Origin of the sequence: Ensifer sp. Root142 (genome assembly GCF_001426785.1) — a bacterium.
Classification (GTDB): domain Bacteria; phylum Pseudomonadota; class Alphaproteobacteria; order Rhizobiales; family Rhizobiaceae; genus Ensifer; species Ensifer canadensis.
Window position 1 is genome coordinate 812,201 of the sequence record NZ_LMFK01000012.1, and the last position, 19,086, is coordinate 831,286.

The 19,086-nt window shown below is 62.2% G+C and carries 19 protein-coding genes; 7 read left to right on the forward strand and 12 right to left on the reverse strand.

All coding sequences use genetic code 11. The annotated features are described in order from the left end of the window. Positions 1 to 75: 75 nt before the first annotated feature. The 4 genes from ASD52_RS16425 (at position 76) to ASD52_RS16440 (ending at position 3,388) form a co-directional block, all read left to right on the forward strand. Positions 76 to 714, forward strand: coding sequence for a LysE family translocator (locus ASD52_RS16425; protein WP_025426280.1), 639 nt, complete (start codon positions 76 to 78; stop codon positions 712 to 714). Positions 715 to 922: 208 nt separating this feature from the next. Then, positions 923 to 1,369 carry a cytochrome c gene (locus tag ASD52_RS16430; protein WP_025426281.1) on the forward strand — a complete coding sequence of 149 codons (447 nt, stop codon included), beginning with the start codon at positions 923 to 925 and terminating at the stop codon, positions 1,367 to 1,369. A gap of 253 nt (positions 1,370 to 1,622) precedes the next feature. After that, complete coding sequence (locus ASD52_RS16435; protein WP_025426282.1) at positions 1,623 to 2,537, forward strand: cytochrome c; 915 nt, start codon at positions 1,623 to 1,625, stop codon at positions 2,535 to 2,537. Positions 2,538 to 2,713: 176 nt separating this feature from the next. Continuing rightward, complete coding sequence (locus ASD52_RS16440) at positions 2,714 to 3,388, forward strand: nitroreductase family protein (protein WP_025426283.1); 675 nt, start codon at positions 2,714 to 2,716, stop codon at positions 3,386 to 3,388. A 221-nt stretch (positions 3,389 to 3,609) separates the two neighbouring features. Here ASD52_RS16440 and ASD52_RS16445 read toward each other — a convergent pair whose 3' ends face one another. The 4 genes from ASD52_RS16445 to ASD52_RS16460 all read right to left on the reverse strand — a co-directional run bounded on the left by ASD52_RS16445 (position 3,610) and on the right by ASD52_RS16460 (position 6,355). Continuing rightward, a complete protein-coding gene (locus tag ASD52_RS16445; protein ID WP_025426284.1) occupies positions 3,610 to 4,191 on the reverse strand; it encodes a DJ-1/PfpI family protein in 582 nt (193 codons plus the stop codon). Positions 4,192 to 4,201: 10 nt separating this feature from the next. After that, positions 4,202 to 4,705, reverse strand: a complete 504-nt coding sequence (locus ASD52_RS16450) for a GNAT family N-acetyltransferase (RefSeq protein ID WP_025426285.1) — start codon at positions 4,703 to 4,705, stop codon at positions 4,202 to 4,204. 257 nt (positions 4,706 to 4,962) lie between these two features. Further along, a complete protein-coding gene (locus tag ASD52_RS16455; protein WP_025426286.1) occupies positions 4,963 to 5,376 on the reverse strand; it encodes a helix-turn-helix domain-containing protein in 414 nt (137 codons plus the stop codon). A gap of 112 nt (positions 5,377 to 5,488) precedes the next feature. Continuing rightward, positions 5,489 to 6,355, reverse strand: coding sequence for an alpha/beta hydrolase (locus ASD52_RS16460; protein ID WP_025426287.1), 867 nt, complete (start codon positions 6,353 to 6,355; stop codon positions 5,489 to 5,491). Between the two features lie 394 nt (positions 6,356 to 6,749). Here ASD52_RS16460 and bla point away from each other — a divergent pair, with 394 nt between their 5' ends. Continuing rightward, positions 6,750 to 7,634 (forward strand): class A beta-lactamase, encoded by an 885-nt coding sequence (gene bla, locus ASD52_RS16465; RefSeq protein ID WP_057224803.1) that lies wholly within the window; start codon positions 6,750 to 6,752, stop codon positions 7,632 to 7,634. Between the two features lie 159 nt (positions 7,635 to 7,793). On the opposite strand, the gene ASD52_RS16470 is transcribed toward bla, so the two are convergent. From ASD52_RS16470 to ASD52_RS16485, 4 genes are all read right to left on the reverse strand, one after another. After that, positions 7,794 to 8,255 (reverse strand): hypothetical protein, encoded by a 462-nt coding sequence (locus ASD52_RS16470; protein WP_025426289.1) that lies wholly within the window; start codon positions 8,253 to 8,255, stop codon positions 7,794 to 7,796. Positions 8,256 to 8,360: 105 nt separating this feature from the next. Further along, positions 8,361 to 10,694, reverse strand: coding sequence for a glucose/quinate/shikimate family membrane-bound PQQ-dependent dehydrogenase (locus ASD52_RS16475; protein WP_025426290.1), 2,334 nt, complete (start codon positions 10,692 to 10,694; stop codon positions 8,361 to 8,363). A gap of 350 nt (positions 10,695 to 11,044) precedes the next feature. Next, a complete protein-coding gene (locus ASD52_RS16480; RefSeq protein ID WP_025426291.1) occupies positions 11,045 to 11,344 on the reverse strand; it encodes a hypothetical protein in 300 nt (99 codons plus the stop codon). Next, positions 11,328 to 11,888 carry a hypothetical protein gene (locus ASD52_RS16485; RefSeq protein ID WP_025426292.1) on the reverse strand — a complete coding sequence of 187 codons (561 nt, stop codon included), beginning with the start codon at positions 11,886 to 11,888 and terminating at the stop codon, positions 11,328 to 11,330. The genes ASD52_RS16480 and ASD52_RS16485 overlap by 17 nt, the downstream gene beginning before the upstream one ends. Before the next feature lie 182 nt (positions 11,889 to 12,070). On the opposite strand from ASD52_RS16485, the gene ASD52_RS16490 reads away from it, so the two are divergent. Beyond that, positions 12,071 to 12,679 (forward strand): TetR/AcrR family transcriptional regulator, encoded by a 609-nt coding sequence (locus ASD52_RS16490; RefSeq protein ID WP_225906244.1) that lies wholly within the window; start codon positions 12,071 to 12,073, stop codon positions 12,677 to 12,679. A 44-nt stretch (positions 12,680 to 12,723) separates the two neighbouring features. Here the strand turns inward: ASD52_RS16490 and ASD52_RS16495 are convergent, their stop codons facing one another. Both ASD52_RS16495 and ASD52_RS16500 read right to left on the reverse strand, forming a co-directional pair. Continuing rightward, a complete protein-coding gene (locus tag ASD52_RS16495) occupies positions 12,724 to 14,229 on the reverse strand; it encodes a protein adenylyltransferase SelO (RefSeq protein ID WP_025426294.1) in 1,506 nt (501 codons plus the stop codon). A 161-nt stretch (positions 14,230 to 14,390) separates the two neighbouring features. Further along, positions 14,391 to 15,347, reverse strand: a complete 957-nt coding sequence (locus ASD52_RS16500; protein WP_025426295.1) for a homocysteine S-methyltransferase family protein — start codon at positions 15,345 to 15,347, stop codon at positions 14,391 to 14,393. A 241-nt stretch (positions 15,348 to 15,588) separates the two neighbouring features. Here ASD52_RS16500 and ASD52_RS16505 point away from each other — a divergent pair, with 241 nt between their 5' ends. After that, positions 15,589 to 16,206 (forward strand): TetR/AcrR family transcriptional regulator, encoded by a 618-nt coding sequence (locus ASD52_RS16505; protein WP_025426296.1) that lies wholly within the window; start codon positions 15,589 to 15,591, stop codon positions 16,204 to 16,206. Positions 16,207 to 16,209: 3 nt separating this feature from the next. Here the strand turns inward: ASD52_RS16505 and ASD52_RS16510 are convergent, their stop codons facing one another. Both ASD52_RS16510 and ASD52_RS16515 read right to left on the reverse strand, forming a co-directional pair. After that, positions 16,210 to 16,737 carry a DUF1697 domain-containing protein gene (locus tag ASD52_RS16510; RefSeq protein ID WP_025426297.1) on the reverse strand — a complete coding sequence of 176 codons (528 nt, stop codon included), beginning with the start codon at positions 16,735 to 16,737 and terminating at the stop codon, positions 16,210 to 16,212. Between the two features lie 119 nt (positions 16,738 to 16,856). Beyond that, positions 16,857 to 18,965, reverse strand: coding sequence for a S9 family peptidase (locus ASD52_RS16515; protein ID WP_025426298.1), 2,109 nt, complete (start codon positions 18,963 to 18,965; stop codon positions 16,857 to 16,859). Between the last annotated feature and the right edge of the window lie 121 nt (positions 18,966 to 19,086).

The following is a 19,086-nucleotide window of genomic DNA, read 5'->3' on the forward strand; positions in this document are numbered from 1 at the left end:
TTATAACATTGGGCAACGGATTGAAAAATAAGCAATCCGCTCAGGCAACGATCGAACGGACCTCGGACAACTGACATGAGCTATACGGAAAATCTCTGGCTTTTCTTCACCCTTCTCTTCGGCATCATCATCGTGCCGGGCATGGATATGATCTTCGTGCTGGCGAATTCGCTGACCGGGGGGCGAGCCTCCGGCCTGTCGGCGACGGCCGGTATCATGGCGGGCGGTGTCCTTCACACCCTCTACGCGGCGCTCGGGGTCAGCGTCATCCTTCATCTGGTGCCGCAACTGTTCAACGTGCTGCTCATCGGCGGTGCCGCCTATATCGCCTGGATCGGCTATTCCCTCATCCGCAGTTCCATCACCATCGGCGGTATCGACGGCGCCGCGCGGCTGTCGCGCTGGGCGAGCTTTCGTCAGGGCGCACTCACCAGCCTGATGAACCCGAAGGCCTATCTCTTCATGCTGGCGGTCTATCCGCAGTTTCTCAAACCCCAATTCGGGCCGGTATGGTCGCAGGCGGCGGTCATGGCGTTGATGATCGCCACCACCCAGCTTGCCGTCTATGGCGGCTTGGCGCTCGCCGCCGGTCGCGGCCGCGACTTTCTCGTCGGCAGCCCCGGTGCGACGGTTCTGATCGGCCGTATCGCCGGCGTTGTTCTGGTGCTGGTCGCAGCTTTCACCGTCTGGCAGGGCTGGGCCGGCGGACGGTAGAGCCGTCACGTACAAACATGACTGCTGTAGTCATGTTATTGGAACGACGCGGTCGAGACGATCAAGAATCGCGCGGCCGCGTCAAATTATGCTGTTGTGACAAGGACATCAAAAAAATGTTACTTCCGTCGAAAGGCTAAAATGACATCATGCCGGCGCATTCAACACGAAGGCCGCAGATGCGGATTCGAATGACCGGGAGATCACGATGAAGATACGCGCTCTAATGCTTGCGGCCGCCCTCGCTGGGCTTGGCGTTACCGCCGTGACCGCGGCTGACGAACCGCAGGCGGTTCGTCAGGCCCTGATGAAGAAGGTTGGTCAGGCTGCTGGTGCGCTCGGTGGTATCGCCAAGGGCGAAAAGCCTTATGACGCTGAGATCGTCAAGGCGTCGCTGACGACCATCTCCGAGACGGTCAAGGTCTTCCCGGACCATTTCCCGGCCGGTTCCGAAACCGGTTTGGAGACGGAAGCAAGCCCGAAGATCTGGGAGAACATGGACGATTTCAAAGCCAAGGCGGCCAAGCTTGGTTCTGACACCGACGCCGTGCTCGCCCAGCTTCCGGCCGATCAGGCTGGCGTCGGTGCGGCACTCGGCATGCTCGGCAAGGATTGCGGCAGCTGTCATGAGACCTATCGCCTGAAGAAGGACTGACGGTAGGTCGTTCTCCCCGAAATTCTCAGACGATGCGCCGACTGTTTCGGCGCATCATCGCGCTGTTGCCGCAGTAAGGTTGTGGCTTGTCACGCAGTTTTGAGTGTGAGCGAACCTACTGCATGTTTCCTTAAAACGTATCCGATTCAAGGATAAAAACATGCAGCAATTCAAAGTGCTACAGCGGCCTTGGCGCGTCTGATAAGACGCGCGGCGCTGTAGCGGGTTGGGGATGCAGTTGAAAGGAAGCCTGATGGGCCGACGGATTAGAAAGCTGGTCTCGGGTCTCGTGATTCTGGGCCTTGTCGGCGGTGCGGCCTTTTGGTGGCTGACCAAGCCCGCGCCCTGGGCGGCGGCTCATTGGGAGGGTCTCGGAGAGCCAGATCTGACCAATGGCGAGCAGATTTTCTGGGCCGGCGGCTGCGTCAGCTGCCATGCAAAGCGCGGCAGCGAGGGTGACGCCCGGCTGGTTCTTGCCGGCGGGCCGCCGCTAAAAAGCCCATTTGGCACCTTCCACGCGCCGAATATCTCGCCTGACGAAGCGGCCGGTATCGGCGGATGGACGCTTGCGGAATTCGGCAACGCCATGACGCGGGGCGTCGGTCGAAACGGCGAACATCTCTATCCGTCCTTCCCCTACGCCTCCTACATCAGGATGACGCCGAAGGATGTCAACGACCTCTGGGGCTACATCAAGACGCTGCCGAAGGCGAGCGACGTTGCGCCGGACCACGAGCTGCCGTTCCCCTATAATATGCGGTTGGCGCTCGGCGGCTGGAAGCTGCTGTTCCTCACCGACACCCCACGCGTGACCATCGATGCCGCCGATCCGAAGCTGACGCGCGGCCAATATCTGGTCGAAGGGCCGGGTCATTGTGGCGAGTGCCATACGCCACGAAACGCGCTTGGTGGCTTCGAGCCGGCCCAGTGGCTGGCTGGCGCGCCGAACCCGGAAGGTAAGGGACGCATCCCCGACATCACGCCGGGCTCGAAGAGCATCGGCGGCTGGAGCGCCTCCGACATCGCCTCCTATCTCGAAACCGGTTTCACGCCGGAATTCGATTCCGTTGGTGGCTCCATGGTCGAAGTCCAGAAGAATATGGCGAAGTTGACCGCTGCCGACCGCGAGGCGATTGCCGCCTATCTCAAGGCCGTTCCCGCACTCTGAAGCGTAGTCCGGGCCGCTTGATTCCGGGTGGTCGGCACGCTCTAACGTCTCCTGGAACTACTGCATGTTTCCTTAAATCCTATTCGATTTAAGGATAAAACATGCAGCCATTCAAAGTGCTGAAGCGACCTTGGCGCGTCTGATAAGACGCGCGCCGCTGTAGGAGAAGACTTGCCATGCGTGCTCATGAAACCGTGCCCTACGACCAATGGATCGAGCGCAGCCCCGAGGAGATGGCAGCGCGTGCGGCTGAATTCTACGAGGACATCAACCGCCGCCGCACCACGCGCTCCTTCAGCGAAAGGCCGGTGCCGAGCGCGGTGATCGAGACCTGTCTGCTGGCAGCCGGCACCGCCCCGAGCGGCGCGAACCACCAGCCCTGGCATTTCGCGGTCATCGAAAGCCCTGGCATCAAGGCGAAGGTGCGTGAAGCCGCCGAAGAGGAGGAGCGCGTCTTCTATCAGCAGAAGGCCCCGCAGGAGTGGCTCGACGCGCTGGCGCCGCTTGGCACCGATGAGGACAAGCCGTTTCTGGAGACGGCGCCCTACCTGATTGCCATCTTCTCGCAGAAGCGTGGTGGCCCCAATCCGGGCGACACGAAGAAGAACTACTACATCAACGAAAGCGTCGGCATTGCCACCGGCATTCTGATCGCGGCGCTGCACCATGCCGGGCTCGCGACACTGACCCATACGCCGGCGCCGATGAATTTTCTCAACGAAATCTGCGGACGGCCGGACAGCGAAAAGCCGTTTCTGATCCTGGTGGTCGGTTACCCCGCGCCCGACGCGACCGTGCCGGTGGCCGGCAAGGTGAAGAAGCCGCTTGAGCAGATATCGACCTGGTTGTGATCGCCGAAGCATGTCGCGCAAAAGTGTTCAGCGGTTTTGCGATGCCGACAGGCGCAAAAGACAAAGATTTTGAAGCGCGGCAAGCGAATCCTACTGCATGTTTCCTTAAATCCTATTCGATTTAAGGATTAAAACATGCAGCCATTCAAAGTGCTACAGCGACCTTTGCGCGTCTAATAAGACGCGCGGCGCTGTAGAGATCGTGATGCGCTTTAACTTGCTCATGCGGCTGTCGTTGCTGCCGCATGTTCCCGGCCATAAAGCGCTGCATAGCCGTCGAGTTCGGGCGAGCCGAGACCGAGCGCGCGAAAGATCTCGACCGCAAAGGTGACCGGCGCCGTGCCGGCAGCCGTGACCACACGGTTGTGGCTGAGAGCCTGCGGCTGATCGCGATAGGAGCCGTGTCCGTGATAGCCGCGGAGTGACGCAAGGCTGTCCGCGCTGTTTCCGGTGTGATCCGTGGCGTCGAGAATTCCGCTCGACGCCAGCGCATCGACGCCGCCGCAGATGGCGGCGACCAGCCGTTCCTGCCGATGGAAGGAGCGGATCGTGGTGGAGAGGTCGGGGGCGTCGGCGGTTCCCCAGATCGCGCCGCCGCAGATCACCAAGCCATCGAAGCCCGCGGGGTCGAGCGCGTCGATCGACAGATGCGCGGAGACGTCGAGCCCGCCCATCGACGTGACTGCCGCGCCGTCCAGGGTGGCGACGTCGATATCGACGCCGAGGTGAGCGCGCGCCGTCGCCATCAACAACGCGCATTCCCAATCCGCAAACCCTTCATGAAGCACGATTGCAAGCCGCATCGCCTCATCCTCAGCCAAGTTTCTGCATATAGCGCATGCCCGTTACCGGGCGAGGTACGAAGCGCTCGGATTCGTAGAAGTGATGGGCCTTGAAATTACCCGTGGCGGCGCTGACCGACAGGTAATCGCAGCCGGCCATCTTCGCCTGTTCGCGCGCCTTGGCGACGAGGTGGCGGCCGATGCCGGTGCCGCGATTGTCGGAGCGCACGAAGAGATGATGCAGCTCCATGCCGCGCGCGCCTTCCGCAGCCCGGTAGATCGGCACGAGGATGGCGTAGCCGATCAGTCGGTTGCCGGCCTCCGCGACAAGCGCGGTGATCCAGGGCGTGCGACCGAAGAGGTCGCGCTCGAGCTGCTCCGGCGTGATCGGGGCTGCGTCGCCGTGATGGGCGGCGAGTTCCGCGATCATTTCGCGCAGTTCGGGAAGGTCGCGCTGTTTGGCGCAACGGATCGTCACCATCGGCGGCCGCGTCGATGGCAGAGGATGGAGAGAGGGGATGGCGGTCTGTAGCATTGTCGGCTCCTCATGGTTCTCTAGCCATCAGGTGCCGTGAAAAACAAAAGCCGCCTGATGGCGGCCTTGTTGAAATTGATCAGCAGGCCGCTCCTATGGGAACAGCCAAAAATACGCGCGGCAGATGGGTGCGTTCTTGATCATGTGCGTAGATTGTCCGTTTCCGCGCTTTTGTCAACGGGGATTTTTGCACTGAGTTGGAGACGGGTCGCGACTCCGTTCGAAGTCGGCCCAAGTCTGCAGCCTCGCGCCGGCGCTCAATGGTCGCTGTCGCACATGGAATGGTCTGCAAGCGCACGGATGACGTAGCAATCGCCGATCGTGTGGTCGCCGTTGCAGGCGACGATGCGCTCGAGCTCGCGTTCCAGTTTCTGCAACTGGGCGATTTTCTCCCGCACGGTGATCAGGTGTTCCCTGGCGATACGGTCTGCTTCGCCGCAGGGGCGCTCCGGATGCTGGCTCAAGGCCAGCAGATCGCGGATCGATTCGATCGAAAGCCCCAGATCGCGTGCATGGCGGACGAAGGCGAGACGTTCGAGTTCGCGTTTCTCGTAGCGCCGCTGGTTGCCTTCGGAGCGTTCCGGGGCCGCAATCAACCCCATCTGCTCGTAGTAGCGGATTGTCGGAATTTTTACGCCCGTGCGGCGGGAGAGATCGCCGATCGAATACATGTCCATGCTCCAAACCTATAGCTTCTGGAGCATTAGATAATCGCTTTCCGGCGACGGTCAATGTGGGGCTGGGAGGAAAGGCCCGATCGGGCCTTTCCCTTGGCGATGCCGGTTAGCGTGCGAGAAGGGCAAGCAGCGTCTCGTCGAAGAGATCGCTTTCCTCAAGCTGCGGTGTGTGGCCGCTTTTTTCGAACATGCGGACCGTCAGATCCGGAAAGTCCCGGCGATAGGCGTCCCAGGTCTCGGCCGGCGCAACGAGATAATCGCATTGCCCGAGTGCCAAGAGCACCGGCATCGCAAGCCGGTCGAGCCCGTCCCGAATATCGATGTCGCGAAACACTTCGCCCCAGAGATGGTCGAAGACGGGATTGTTGACGGTGACATCACGCCATAGCGGTGCCGCGTCGAAGGCGGGTAGATGCCAGCTCTTGGCGCCAAGACGGATGAGCAGCGACTTGAACCGCTCCTCCGGTCGGGCGGCGATATCGGTGCCAAGTTCGGCCATCTCGCGCTCGAAGATCGCCTTGCGCTCCGGCGCGACCAGCTCCTCCCACCGGCGATCGGCAAGCGCCGTATGCGCGGCGGAATGGCTCGGTCCGGTGCCGACCATGATCACGTGGCTGATATTCTGGGGATGGCGTTTGGCGTATTCGAGCGCCATGTAGCCGTGGCCGGAGTGCCCGAGGACGGCGAAGCGATCGAGACCGAGATGCCGGCGCATCCACTCGATATCGTCGAGGACCACGTCGAAGCCGATATCATCGCGCGTGTAGGACGCATGCGCCGGCGCGAAGCCGCGGTGATCGATGAAATGGAGCTTTGTCCGCTGGCGCAGTTGCTTCGAGAAGGTACTGGGATAGTAGGCGGCGCTGCCAATGACGAGCAGCGGCATGCCGCTGCCCTCGATGCGATAGCCGAGCTCGAACGGACCGGCGCGCAGGCTACCGGTTTCAGGCAGGGATGAACTGGTCGTTGTCATGGATATGATCCTGCAAACGGCCGGAGAACGATGGCTCAATGGTTGGCGCTCTCATCGGCCTTAAAAAAATGCCCACGCCAAACGGTGCCGCGAGGCGGCCTTGGCGTCGGTGGTTCTTTCTTGCCGGTGAGCGTCGCTAACGGATCAGGCGCACGGATCAGTATCCCTGTTTTGTTGCGACTTCATACCAGTCCGCTCTGTTGAGCCGCAACCGTCGAATCGAGACATTCGGGCCGTCATCCTCTCATTCGAAAAAAGGTGGCACAAGGACGCCACAATCACCGCCTAGCGATCTGCACGGCACTCGATTCGGCCCAGCGTCGATCCGAATGCATGTTTTGCAACAGTTAGTTAGAGCGTCGGCATATATGCGTGGCGCACGACGGAGGAACACGTGCCGCTGCTCATCAATCGCCGCCAATTGCTCGTCGGCTCCGCGCTGATCTATCCGGCAATCGCCCTCGGCCCGGCCGCAAAAGCCGCCACCGGCGGCGATGTCGATACACGCCTTGCCGAACTCGAAAAGCGCACGGGCGGACGGCTTGGCGTTTCCGTTCTCGATATGGAAACCAACGTGTCGTTCGGCCGCCGCGAGAGCGAGCGTTTCGCCATGTGCTCGAGCTTCAAGACGCTGGCGGCGGGATTCGCGCTCGCCCGTGCGGATCAGGGCGCCGAAAAGCTTGATCGCCGTATCGTCGTTGCGCAGAAGGAAATCGTCGCCCATTCGCCGGTAACCGAGAAGCATGTCGGCGGCGAGGGCATGACGATCGCCGAACTCTGTGCCGCGACGTTGACGACAAGCGACAACGCGGCGGCAAACCTTTTGCTGGAAAATTTCGGCGGTCCGCCGGCGCTGACCGCCTGGTTGCGCACGATCGGCGATGAGACCACGCGCCTCGACCGGAACGAGCCCGCACTCAACGAGGCGAAAGTGGGTGACCCACGCGACACGACCACGCCTGCCGCAATGCTGGAGACGCTCGGCAATCTTGCTTTCGGCCCCGTGCTGGCGGAAGCGTCGCGCAAGCTGTTGATCGAGTGGATGGTCGCCAATACCACTGGCGACCTGCGCATCCGCGCCGGCCTGCCGAAGGCCTGGAAGGTCGGCGACAAGACGGGAACCAACGGCAACGGCGCCGCGTCTGACATCGCCATCGTTTGGCCCGAGGGTAGGGGACCGCTCCTGATCGCGGTCTACATCGCTGAGGCGACGGCGCCGCTGGCTGAGCTGAACACCGTCTTTGCCGATGTCGGCCGGATGGCGGCGGAGATGGTCTAACCGCCGATCGTCAGGTGAGCACTGGTCATGGCGTCTTCAGCTGTCTTCAATCTGATAACCTGGCCGCTGCGACGTCCAGCATTGTTATAGTCAAGGCGATCTACAGCATTCCGGGCATGAAGCCCCAGAAATGTCGTCGCGTTGAAGCTTGCAGGCGATTCATGCGGCGCTTCCGTCGGCGATATCGGATGCGGTATCGTCGCGCTGCTGGTCGATGCCCATCGCGCGTTCGACCGCCTTGCGGATTTCCTCCTCGATCGCTTCGCGCTGCTCCGGATCCATCGCCTTCAGCTCGTCTTCGGTGATGCCATGCGCTTCCAGGATCTGTGCACGGATCTGTTCCGCCAGGCTCATCTTGGCGCGTTTCAGGAATTCGTCGCTGACTGAATCGCCGGAGGCGGTCTGTTCGCCGCTTCCGATCGAAGGCTTGGCCTCTTCTTCCCGGGATGCGCTGATCCAGAAGGCGTTCGATAGCGAGGCCGACGTGGATGCCGGCGCAATGGTCGGCGAGAGCCGCGGGCGCGTGTCACCGCCGCCAGTTTCTTCGAGCGGCATGACCGTTCCCGATTGGGCACGGCGCTGCGAGAAATAATAGTTGGAGATGCTGCTATCGATCTTCATGGGAAGCCCCCGGAATCTGCTGTCCGGGGGAGGCTGCTTCTGGTGGCTTGCGCGGGGCTTGCCGATGCAACCCATTAGCGAGAATTAGGGATGCCTTTTCGCGTTTTAGGGTAGGGTATAGGCGATGACGTAGTCTCCGGGCTTTGTGCCGACCGAGCCGTGGCCGCCGGCGACGATCACCACATATTGCTTGTCGCCGACCGTGTAGCTCATCGGCGTCGACTGGCCGCCGGCCGGAAGGCGCGCCTCCCAGAGCTGTTCGCCGGTCGTCACGTCATAGGCGCGCAGATAATCGTCGACTGCCGCCCCAAGGAAGGCGACGCCGCCCTTGGTGATCATCGGTCCGCCGATGCCGGGAACGCCGACTTTGAAGGGCAGCGGCAAAGGCGTCATGTCCTCGACGGTGCCGTTCTTGTGTTTGTAGGCGATCTTGCCGGTCCTGAGGTCGGCACCGGCAACATAGCCCCATGGCGGCGCCTGGCAGGGGATTTTTAGCGGGCCGAGGAACGGGCCCATGAAGACGCCATAGGGCGCGCCGTCGTTGCGGTTGAGGCCTTGCTCGGATCCCTTTTCGTCCTGGCCCTTCGGCGGGATCTGATCGCGCGGAACGAGACGAGAGGTGAAGGCGAGGTAGGTCGGCATGCCGAACATCACCTGTCGCTCCGGGTCGACCGCGACCGAGCCCCAGTTGAACGTGCCGAAGTTGCCGGGATAGACGAGCGTTCCCTCAAGCGACGGCGGCGTATAGCGACCCTCGTATTTCAACGAGCGGAACGATATGCGGCAGGCGAGCTGATCGAACATCGTCACGCCCCACATGTTCCGCTCTTGCAGCGGGGCGGGCATGAAGGTCAGGCCGGAGACCGGCTGGGTCGGTGCGGTAAAATCTTCCGGGATTGCGCCCTTGGGTGCCGCGACTTCCGCAATCGGGATGATCGGCTCGCCGCTCCGTCGATCGAGCACATAGATGTCGCCCTGCTTCGTCGGACCGACGAGTGCCGGCACGACCGTGCCATCCTCCTTGGTGACGTCGAGCAGTGCCGGTTGTGCGGGCACGTCCATGTCCCAGAGGTCGTGGTGCACCGTCTGTTGCACCCAACGCACAGCACCGGAGTTGATATCGAGCGCGACGATGGAGGAGGAATATTTCTCCACGTGCTCGCTGCGCCCCATGCCGAGCTGGTCCGGCACCTGGTTGCCCATGGGAATATAGACGAGGCCAAGGCCCTCGTCGTAGCTGAATACCGACCAGCTGTTGGGCGAGTTGGTGCTGTAGGTCTGGCCCTCGGCAAGCGGCGTCGCTACATCGGGATTGCCGCTGTCCCAGTTCCAAATGAGCGCGCCGGTGTTGATGTCGAAGGCGCGGATGACGCCGGATTGCTCCTGGGTGGAATAGTTGTCGTTGACGGCGCCGCCAATGATCAGCTTTCCGGCAACCGCAACCGGCGGCGAGGTCGAGTAGTAATAACCGGCCGGATTGTATTTCATGCCCTTTTCGAGGTGCAGCACACCGTTGTCGGCAAAGCCGGTGCAGACGGCGCCGGTTGCCGCATCGAGCGCGATCAGGCGGGCATCGGATGTCGGCAGATAGACCCGCTCGGCGCAGACGCTGCCGGCGGTTGCCGCCGGGTCGGCCCAATAGGTGACGCCGCGGCAGGTCTGGTGCTGCCGGTCAGGGTTCATGCCGGAGTTGCTGTCATATTTCCACTTCTCTTCGCCGGTCGCCGCGTCAAGCGCGATCGCCCAGTTGTGCGGCGTGCAGGCAAAGAGCGTGTCCTTCACCTTGATCGGCGTCACCTGATAGGTGGTCTCGCCCACGTCTTCGGGGCGTTTGATGTCGCCCGTCTGATATTGCCAGGCGACCTTGAGATTGGCGACATTTTCGGGCGTGATCTGATCGAGCGGCGCATAACGCTGACCGAATGGCGTGCGCCCGTATTGATGCCATTCTCCTGATGGTACGTTGCCGCCGAGAGGCGGATTGGCGGCGACCACGTCGCTCGGCAGATCGCCGCGGATGTCGTGCGGATCCTGGGTCATCGAGTAGCCGGCAATGCCGATCGACACGAGCACGGCAAGCGCCAGCGGCCAGGCACTGGCGGCATACCGTTCTCCTGTCGGGCTCTCAAATCCGAGCGGACGCCGGACCGCCGGTAGCATCAGCCACAGGCCGAGCAGCACGATGATGCCGCCACGAGGGCCCAGTTGCCACCAGTCGAAACCGACTTCCCAGACGGCCCAGGTGAGCGAGCCAAGGATGACGAGCGTATAAAGCCAGATGGCGGCGGCCTTGCGCATGAAGAGAAGGATGGCCGTCAGCAGGAAGCCGATGCCGGCGATGAGATAATAGGGACTGCCGCCAAGCATCAGGAGCTTGGCTCCGCCGCCGCCGAGCGCAAGGCCAATGAGGGCGAAGACGATGGCCGCCAGAATGAGCATGGTGGGAACTCCCGAATTGAAGAACGGCGCCGTGGCACGGCTTTTTCATTGAGGCGGCGCGAATGAGCGGCCGCGCGGGAAAAAATCGGTTTCGGGGTCGGCGGTCGCGAAGGAGGCCGCGGCCGTCAGATCGGGCTTGGGCAAGTCACGCGACTGCCCGCCCCCTAGCACCTAACGCGCCGGTCCTGCCTTTCAATAGCCATAATTTCGCAGCGCAAAAAATTAGGGTGCCCGCAATGAAGTTGCGCGCCGAGGGATCGAGTGACGCTTTGCTGCTTTGATGTGAGGGGGCAGCCGTCGTCACGCGGCAGACGATCACTGTCGCGCGCTCACCGCGCGGTCTCGGCTGACTAAGCGAGCCGAAGGCGCAGCGGTTTGGTGTTTTCCCGACGCAGCACGCCCTTGGCCTCGAGATCGAGCTGGACGGCCTTCAGCCACCAACCGGCCTTCGCGCCGCCTGGAAAAAGATCGTCCGGCAGCAATGGCAGCAGCTTCTGCTTGGCTTCCGCGATCGTGAGGGCGGACTGCTCACGCGATAGGGCGGTGAGAAGCGCATCCTTCATTGCATCGTACTTCACCTTGTCGACACGTGTGACGTGTCCTGGGGAAACGATGTTCTGGATCTCGACCTTTTCACGTTCCATGGCCATCAAGCTCTCCCTTGACATAGTCGATCTTCGGGGACCGGAAAGCCATTGCCGCCCAGGCGCCGATCAGCTTCAGCATGGATTTTCCGGAATGACCGGCGTAGCTCGGCAGGTCGTTCTTGACGCTGACATCTGCCCGGCGGTCCCGCGTCATTACCCGCATCTGCAGGGGTGGGCGGGCGTCCTTGTCGAGACGATGCCGGTAGAGCGTCAGCCAATGGCCGCTGGTAAACTCGAGAAACATCGGCGCATTGCAGCAGGTGGCGACGACACGGCGGGTCTTCGACGTCGGCGTCAGCCGGTGCTCGCGAAGCTGATCGGCCCCACGCACGCAGTCTATCCGATCCTTGCGGAAGAGCACGAAGTCCGTGGACCCATCGCTGTTGAGTACTGGTGCGGCGCCGGGTATTGCCTCGAGCAGTGCGCCTGCCTTCCGGCAGCTCGCGCAATAGCAGGCGGTCGCCACGATCGGCCTGCCGACGGCGTGCATCTGCACCCGCCCGCAGTTGCATTGCGCATTCAAGGTCCGGTTTTCGCTCTTGCTCACCCGCCGTCTCCGCCTTCATAAGAAATCAAACTGTACCGTCCAGTTTGATTTGTCAATGCGGTCGTGCTACTGCGACCTTTGCGCGCCTAATAAGACGCGCGGCGCTGTAGTCAGGAACTTGTGCTATCGCGTGCTCATCTGAGAGGTCGTGGTTGAGAATGACGAATCCCGTCGAGACGCGAATGACGAGAAAGCGCCAGTCCATCCTGACTGCCGCCACTGAGCTGTTTCTGCAGCGCGGGTTCCTCGCGACCAACATGGACGAGGTGGCGGCGATGGCCGTCGTGTCGAAACAGACCGTTTATGCCCACTTCGGAACCAAGGAGGCGCTCTTCCTCGATATTGTCACCGGCATGACGGGCGTGGCCGGTGATGAGCTGGAGGAGCAGGTCGCCGATCCCATAGATGGGCGCCCGATCGAGGATTTTCTGCTCGATTTCGCCGAGCAGCAGCTGGCGATCGTCATGACGCCGCGGCTGATGCAACTGCGGCGCCTGGTGATTGGCGAGGCGGAACGCTTTCCGGAATTGGGCAAAAGACTGCATGCGAAGGGGCCGCGTCGTTCGATCGACAGGCTCAGAAAGGCCCTTGCTCATTACCGCGAGGCCGGCGATGTCGAGGCGCAGGACCTGCGCGCCGCTGCGTCCTTCTTCAACTGGCTGGTGATGGGCGAGCCCGTCAACGATGCCATGCTGCTCGGCGATCGGGCGATTCCCGATGCCGGTGCTCTTCGCGCCCACGCAAGGGAAAGCGTGCGGATATTCCTGTCGGCCTATGGCCGAAAGCCATAGGCCACGACTACCGGGCGCGCGCACTATGCTGCCGTCGATTTACCTCACGTGCCGCAGAAGGTTTGCCGCACTTCCTCTTCCGGCTGCGGCGGATCGGCATAGGCGGTAAAACGCGGCTGGTCTTCGTAGGGCTTGGACGTCACGTCGACGAGCGCTTCGAACAGCGAGAAGTCGGCATCTTCCGTCGCTGCTGCAATCGCCTGTTCGATACGGTGGTTGCGCGGAATATAGGCCGGGTTGACCGCCCTCATTGCCACGGTGCGCTCGCCTGCTGCGCCGGGCTCTCGCTCCAGGCGCTGTCGCCAATCGGCAAGCCATGAGGCAATCCTGGCAGGGTCGGTGAACAGGGATATCAGGGCAGCGTCCGCCGCTGGATCGGCCGCACAGTCGCAAAGCCGGCGGAAGGTGAGGATGAAGTCGGCTTCACCGTGATGCATCGCCGTCAGCAGCGCCTGGACGAGATCAAGGTCGCCTTCCTCCTCGCCGACAAGCCCGATCTTGCGGCGCATGCCGTCGAGCCAATGCCGCTGGAAGATCGCGCCATATTCGCCGAGCGCATCGTTCGCGAGATCGACCGCGGTCGCCGCCACCGGATCAAAGAGCGGCACCAGCGTCTCGGCAAGCCTCGTCAGGTTCCATTGGCCGATCGCCGGCTGGCTCGCATAGGCGTAGCGTCCGAACTGATCGATCGAGGAGAACACCTTCTTCGGATCGTAGGCATCCATGAAGGCGCAGGGGCCGAAGTCGATGGTCTCACCCGAGATCGTCATGTTGTCGGTGTTCATGACGCCATGGATGAAGCCGACATGCAGCCAGCGGGCAATCAATACCGCCTGCCGCGCGACCACCGCCTTGAAGAAGGCGAGATAGGGGCGCTCGTCATCCCGTACCTCCGGGTAGTGGCGGTCGATCGCATAGTCGGCCAGGGCCTGGACCGAAGCCATGTCGCCGCGCGCCGCAAAAAACTGGAAGGTGCCGACGCGGATGTGACTTGCCGCAACACGGGTAAAGACGGCACCCGGCAGGATCTGCTCGCGATAAACAGGTTGGCCGGTTACCACGGCGGCAAGCGCTCGCGTCGTCGGGATGCCGAGCGCGAACATGGCTTCGCTGACGATGTATTCACGCAGCACCGGGCCAAGCGCTGCCCGCCCGTCGCCGCGTCGCGAGAACGGGGTCTGTCCCGGTCCCTTCAGCTGGATGTCACGCCTCTGCCCGTTCCGATCGATGACCTCGCCAAGAAGGATCGCGCGGCCATCGCCGAGCTGCGGCACGAAGGTGCCGAACTGGTGGCCGGCATAGGCCATGGCGAGCGGCGCGGCACCGGCAGGCACGCTGTTGCCGGAAAAGATCTGCCCGCCGTCGCGCCCGAGACTGTCGACGTCGAGGCCGAGTTCTTCGGCAAGCGGCCGGTTGAGCTTGATCAGCCAGGGTTCGGCAACCGGTGTCGGGTCGACACGGGCGAAGAACTGCTGCGGCAACCGCGCAAAACTGTTGTCGAAGCGAAAGACGTCGGTTTCGGCGGTCGGCGAAGGAGGCGCGTAGTTCATGGTTCTGCGGTCAGCGGTTTCTGCCGGGACTTCCGGCCACCGCCCTTTCGCGCCAAGTCTACACGAGCTGTCCCCGTTTCGCGAGGGTTGACAGACGAGGCGGCGCCCTCCCGCGAGAGGTCGTTCGCGGGAGGGCCGGGAGGGCGAGTACCGTCTTCGTTTCAGGCGCTAAGCGCCGTCGGCGATAGGCAGGCCTCGCAAATCGCCGCGATATGGCGGTGGTCGGTGCCGCAGCAGCCACCGAGAACGCGCAGTCGCGGCAAACGATCGGTCAGCATCCGATACTGCTGGCCGAGCGCCGTCGGATCGCCGGGATCGAGCGTCTCGCTTTCGTCGAGCTCGCTGTGGCTTTTCGTCGAGGCATTGGCGCGGATGCCGCCGATCCTGTGGACCCAGGCGCTACCGGCATCGAGACTCGCGTCGAAGTGGTCGGGATGGGCGCAATTGATCATGTAGTATTGCGGAAACCGGCCGGTCGCCGCATCGACGGTCTCGATCGCATCCTTGAGCGCGCGGCCGTTCGGCAGCCGCCCGTCTGTCTCCACCGTAAACGAGATGGCGCAGGGCATGCCGTGGCTCTGCGCCGAGCGGGCGATGCCGATTGCCTCGTCGATATTGGTGATCGTATAGGCGCAAATCATGTCGGCGTCGCTGACGGCGAAGGCAGCGACCTGTGCGGCATGATAATCCTCGGCCTCGTCAGGGCTCATGCGACCAGCCCTGTAGCCGTCGCCACGCGGGCCGATCGCACCGCTGAGCACGATCGGGGCCCGCGGCCGCTCGTACTCGGCGCGCAGTTCCGTCAGCAAATAGACGGCATCCTGGTTCAGTTCGGCGAGCGCCCTGGCATCATAGCCAAGCTTGGCGCCCCAGTCGGCGCTCGCACGCCAGGTCGCAGAGTCGAGCACGAAGCCAGTGCCGTGGTGTTGTGCGATGTCGAGATAGCGCGTGTAGTAGTTTAGCAGCCGCCGTCGTCCTTCGGACGTCGACAGCAGGACGAAGGAGGCAAAGTGCGGGAGCTCGACGCCTTCGTGAAAGATCAGCGTCGTTTCCATGCCGCCGTCGCTGAGAAAGGTTGCACCTTTCATGAGCGGCAGGCTGCGTCGGTATTTGGCCATGTCGGTCTCCACCCGTTTTTTGCTAGCGTTGGATCCCGGCGGAGCGCTCCCATTCCCGCAAGGATGGTTAAATTTCTGCCTTTTTATCGTCTTCTAAACTAGGCGACTTAAGGTATACTATTGCTAATATACGTAAATATCTCAGTGAAATCATAGGCTTGCTGGTTGCGATTTGCCGCGGCATTGCTCGCTGGTCGCCATGTCATTGGTGGAAACTGTACCGAAGGTAGGGAAACGGCTAATGCGAAAGGGTGAGGAAACGCGCGCCAAGATTCTCGACGCCGCCGAAGTCTCGGTGCTGGCGAAGGGATTTGGCGGGACCTCGATCGATGAGTTGATCGCCGAGACCGGTATCACCAAGAGCGGTTTCTTCTACCATTTTCGCGACAAGAACGAGCTGGCGAAGGCGCTGCTCGAACGCTACGTTGAAAACGACGAGCGGATCTATGACGAGATCTTCAGCCGGGCGCGCGAGCTTGCGGACGATCCGCTCCAGGCGTTTCTGCTTGGCCTCAAGCTGTTGTCGGAACTGCTCTCCGATCTTCCGAACGGTCACCCCGGCTGCCTGGTTGCGGTGATCTGTAGCCACGAGCGTGCCTTCGACCGCGACATACAGGAGATCAATCGGCAAGCGGCGCTGATGTGGCGCCGCCGTTTCGGAGCGATGTTCCGCGATATCATGCAGGTCTACCGGCCACGTGAGCCGCTGGATGTCGACCAGCTTGCCGACATGGTCTCAACGGTGATCGAGGGTGGCATCATCCTGTCGAAGGCGCTGAAGGAGCCTAAGAACCTGCCCGCCCAGCTGCTGGTCTTCCGCACCTTTGTCCGGCTGCTGTTCCAGCCGGCAGCCCCGTGAGCATCAGTCTTTGTCGTCTTCCATGGTCTGCGCCATTTCGGCGAGCTTGCGCACCGTATTGAGGTTGCGCGCGGTGCCCGGCTTCAACGCCGGCAGCTTCAGCTTCGATCGCCCGGATCCACCAGGATAGTGCACATAGATTTCGTGCCCGGCGACCTGCACTTCCTCACCGTCGGGCGCGACAAGCCTGTCGAGCGCGTCCGCCGGCGCCGCATTCGGCAGGAAGACCACATGCAGCAGATTGGTCTTGGCGTCGGGGAAGGGGGCGTTCTCGGCAACCGTCTGCAGCTGCCTGGCGTTCTGGATCATCACGCCGGGCGCCTTGCCGAGCTTCTCGCCAAGCGCAGCATCGAGTTTTGCCGCCGCCTCCGGCGCCGGCAAATCGGAGCGGAACAGCACGTTGCCGCTCTGGATATAGGTCTTCACGTCGTTAAAGCCGAGCCCCTCGCAGATCGCTCTGAGGTCGGCCATCGCCAGCATGCCGGCCCCGCCGACATTGATGGCACGAAGGAGGGCGACGTGAACGGGCATGGTGCGTCTCCTCTTGCATGTTTCCTTAGATCGTATCCGACCTAAGGCTAAAACATGCAACCATTCAAAGTGCGACAGCGACTTTTGTGCGTCTGAAACGACGCACGGCGCTGTAGGTTTTACATTCTGCCGGCGACCTTGATGGCGAAGGCATACTCGAAGGCGATCTCTTCAAGTCGCTGGAAGCGGCCGGAGGCGCCGCCGTGGCCGGCGTCCATGTTGGTCTTCATCAGGATCGGCTCAACGCCCGTGGTCTTTTCGCGCAGGCGGGCGACCCATTTCGCCGGTTCCCAATAGGTCACGCGCGGGTCGGTCAAGCCGCCGAGCGCAAGGATTGCAGGGTAGGGTTTTGCCCCGACATTGTCGTAGGGCGAATAGCCGGCGATGATGTCGTAGAACTCAGGGCTGTCGATCGGATTGCCCCATTCCGGCCATTCCGGCGGGGTCAGCGGCAGGGTGTCGTCGAGCATGGTGTTGAGCACGTCGACGAAGGGCACCGCGGCGATGATGCCGGTGAATTTTTCCGGAGCCATGTTGGCGATGGCGCCCATCAGCATGCCGCCGGCCGATCCGCCTTCGGCGACGATGTTCGCGTAGGACGTGAACTTCTCCTGATTCAGATAGTCAGCGGCGGCGATGAAGTCCTTGAAGGTGTTGGTCTTCTTGGCCATCTTGCCGTCCTCATACCAGGAGAAGCCCCGGTCCTTGCCGCCGCGGATATGGGCGATGGCATAGACGAAGCCACGGTCGGCGAGCGACAGGCAGTTGGTATTGAAGCCGGCAGGAATGGTGATGCCATAAGCGCCGTAGCCATAGAGCAGGCACGGTGCCGAACCGTCGAGCGGCGTATCCTTACGATAAAGCAACGTCACCGGCACCTTCGTTCCATCCCAGGACGGCGCGAAGACGCGGCGGGTGACATAGTCGTCGGGATTGTGCCCTGATGGTACTTCCTGTGTCTTGAGCAGCGTGCGCTTACGCGTCGCCATGTCATAGTCGAAGAGCTGCGACGGCGTCGTCATCGACGAATAGGAAAAGCGGATGACGTCGGTGTCGTATTCGGCAGCGCCGGAGAGCCCAAGCGAATAGGCTTCCTCGGCAAAGGCGATCGCGTGCTCTTCGCCGGTCTTGCGGTCGCGGATGACGATTTCCGGCAGACCGTCGCGGCGCTGCAGCCAGACGAGGTGGCGGGCATAGGCCATGTGGCTGAGGATCAGCGTACCCGGCCTATGGGCCACGACCTCGCGCCAGTTCTCCTTGCCCGGTGCTTCCACCGGCGCTTCCATGATCTTGAAATCCTTGGCGCCGTCGGCATTGGTGAGGATGTAGAAGACGTCGCCGCCTTCGGTCATGGCATATTCGAGACCGATGACGCGACCGGCGACCAGCTTCGGCTCGGCCGTGAGATCCTTGGTCGAAAGCAGGCGATACTCGCTGGTCTCGTGGTCGTTGATGTCGATGTAGATGAAGTCGTCGAGGAGCGATCCGCCGACCGACATGAAGAAACCTGGGTCCTTTTCTTCATAGACCAGCCGATCGTCCGCCTGGGGCGTACCGAGCACGTGGTGGAAGATCTTCGACGGACGGTGGTTGTCGTCAAGCACGGTGTAGAAGAAGCTCTTGCCATCAGGCGCCCAGGCGCCGCCGCCGCCGGTGTTCTCGATCACGTCGGCAAGATCCTCGCCGGTCGAAAGGTCGCGCACCTTCAGCGTGAAATATTCCGATCCCTTGTCGTCGTACCCCCAAAGGCCGCGGCTGTGGTCGGTCGAGTGGTCGAGGCCCGCAAGGCGGAAATAGGACTTGCCTTCGGCTTCCTTGTCGCCGTCAAGCAGCACCTGCCGGATGGTCTCGTCCTTATTGTCGGCGTCGCGCGGGATGCGGAAGTAACGCGGCTGCTCGCCGCCGGTTACGTAGAGGCTGCCATAGGCAAAGGGGCCATCTTTCACCGGTATCGAACTGTCGTCTTCCTTGATGCGGCCGCGCATCTCGGCAAACAGCGTCTTCTGCAGCGCCTTGGTGTCGTCCATCGCCGCGTTCATGTAGGCGTTTTCGGCCTCCAGATGCTTGCGGATGTCAGGGTTGAGGATCGAGGGATCCTTGAACATTGCCTGCCAGTTGTCGTCCCGCAGCCAAGCGTAGTCGTCGGTGCGGGTGATGCCGTGGCGCGTATCGGTCACCGGCTTTTTCGCGGCGACGGGAGCTTCGGGCAGGTTCTTGAAAACGGACAAGGCGTGTCTCCGGGATTTATGCGGCGGGAGACAATGAGATAGAGAGCCCGGCTGCGACGATCAAGCGGAAAGGACTTCGCCGGTCGATGGTTCCTTCTCCCCATCGGTGGGGAGAAGGCAG

Coding starts and splice junctions, on each gene's coding strand:
- ASD52_RS16480 (WP_025426291.1), bottom strand. CDS start 11,344: ATGGCCATGGAACGTGAAAAGGTCGAGATCCAGAACATCGTTTCCCCA.
- ASD52_RS16500 (WP_025426295.1), bottom strand. CDS start 15,347: ATGGCCAAATACCGACGCAGCCTGCCGCTCATGAAAGGTGCAACCTTT.
- ASD52_RS16440 (WP_025426283.1), top strand. CDS start 2,714: ATGCGTGCTCATGAAACCGTGCCCTACGACCAATGGATCGAGCGCAGC.
- ASD52_RS16475 (WP_025426290.1), bottom strand. CDS start 10,694: ATGCTCATTCTGGCGGCCATCGTCTTCGCCCTCATTGGCCTTGCGCTC.
- ASD52_RS16505 (WP_025426296.1), top strand. CDS start 15,589: ATGCGAAAGGGTGAGGAAACGCGCGCCAAGATTCTCGACGCCGCCGAA.
- ASD52_RS16455 (WP_025426286.1), bottom strand. CDS start 5,376: ATGTATTCGATCGGCGATCTCTCCCGCCGCACGGGCGTAAAAATTCCG.
- ASD52_RS16425 (WP_025426280.1), top strand. CDS start 76: ATGAGCTATACGGAAAATCTCTGGCTTTTCTTCACCCTTCTCTTCGGC.
- ASD52_RS16495 (WP_025426294.1), bottom strand. CDS start 14,229: ATGAACTACGCGCCTCCTTCGCCGACCGCCGAAACCGACGTCTTTCGC.
- ASD52_RS16430 (WP_025426281.1), top strand. CDS start 923: ATGAAGATACGCGCTCTAATGCTTGCGGCCGCCCTCGCTGGGCTTGGC.
- ASD52_RS16470 (WP_025426289.1), bottom strand. CDS start 8,255: ATGAAGATCGATAGCAGCATCTCCAACTATTATTTCTCGCAGCGCCGT.
- ASD52_RS16490 (WP_225906244.1), top strand. CDS start 12,071: ATGACGAGAAAGCGCCAGTCCATCCTGACTGCCGCCACTGAGCTGTTT.
- ASD52_RS16445 (WP_025426284.1), bottom strand. CDS start 4,191: ATGCGGCTTGCAATCGTGCTTCATGAAGGGTTTGCGGATTGGGAATGC.
- ASD52_RS16435 (WP_025426282.1), top strand. CDS start 1,623: ATGGGCCGACGGATTAGAAAGCTGGTCTCGGGTCTCGTGATTCTGGGC.
- ASD52_RS16460 (WP_025426287.1), bottom strand. CDS start 6,355: ATGACAACGACCAGTTCATCCCTGCCTGAAACCGGTAGCCTGCGCGCC.
- ASD52_RS16450 (WP_025426285.1), bottom strand. CDS start 4,705: ATGCTACAGACCGCCATCCCCTCTCTCCATCCTCTGCCATCGACGCGG.
- ASD52_RS16510 (WP_025426297.1), bottom strand. CDS start 16,737: ATGCCCGTTCACGTCGCCCTCCTTCGTGCCATCAATGTCGGCGGGGCC.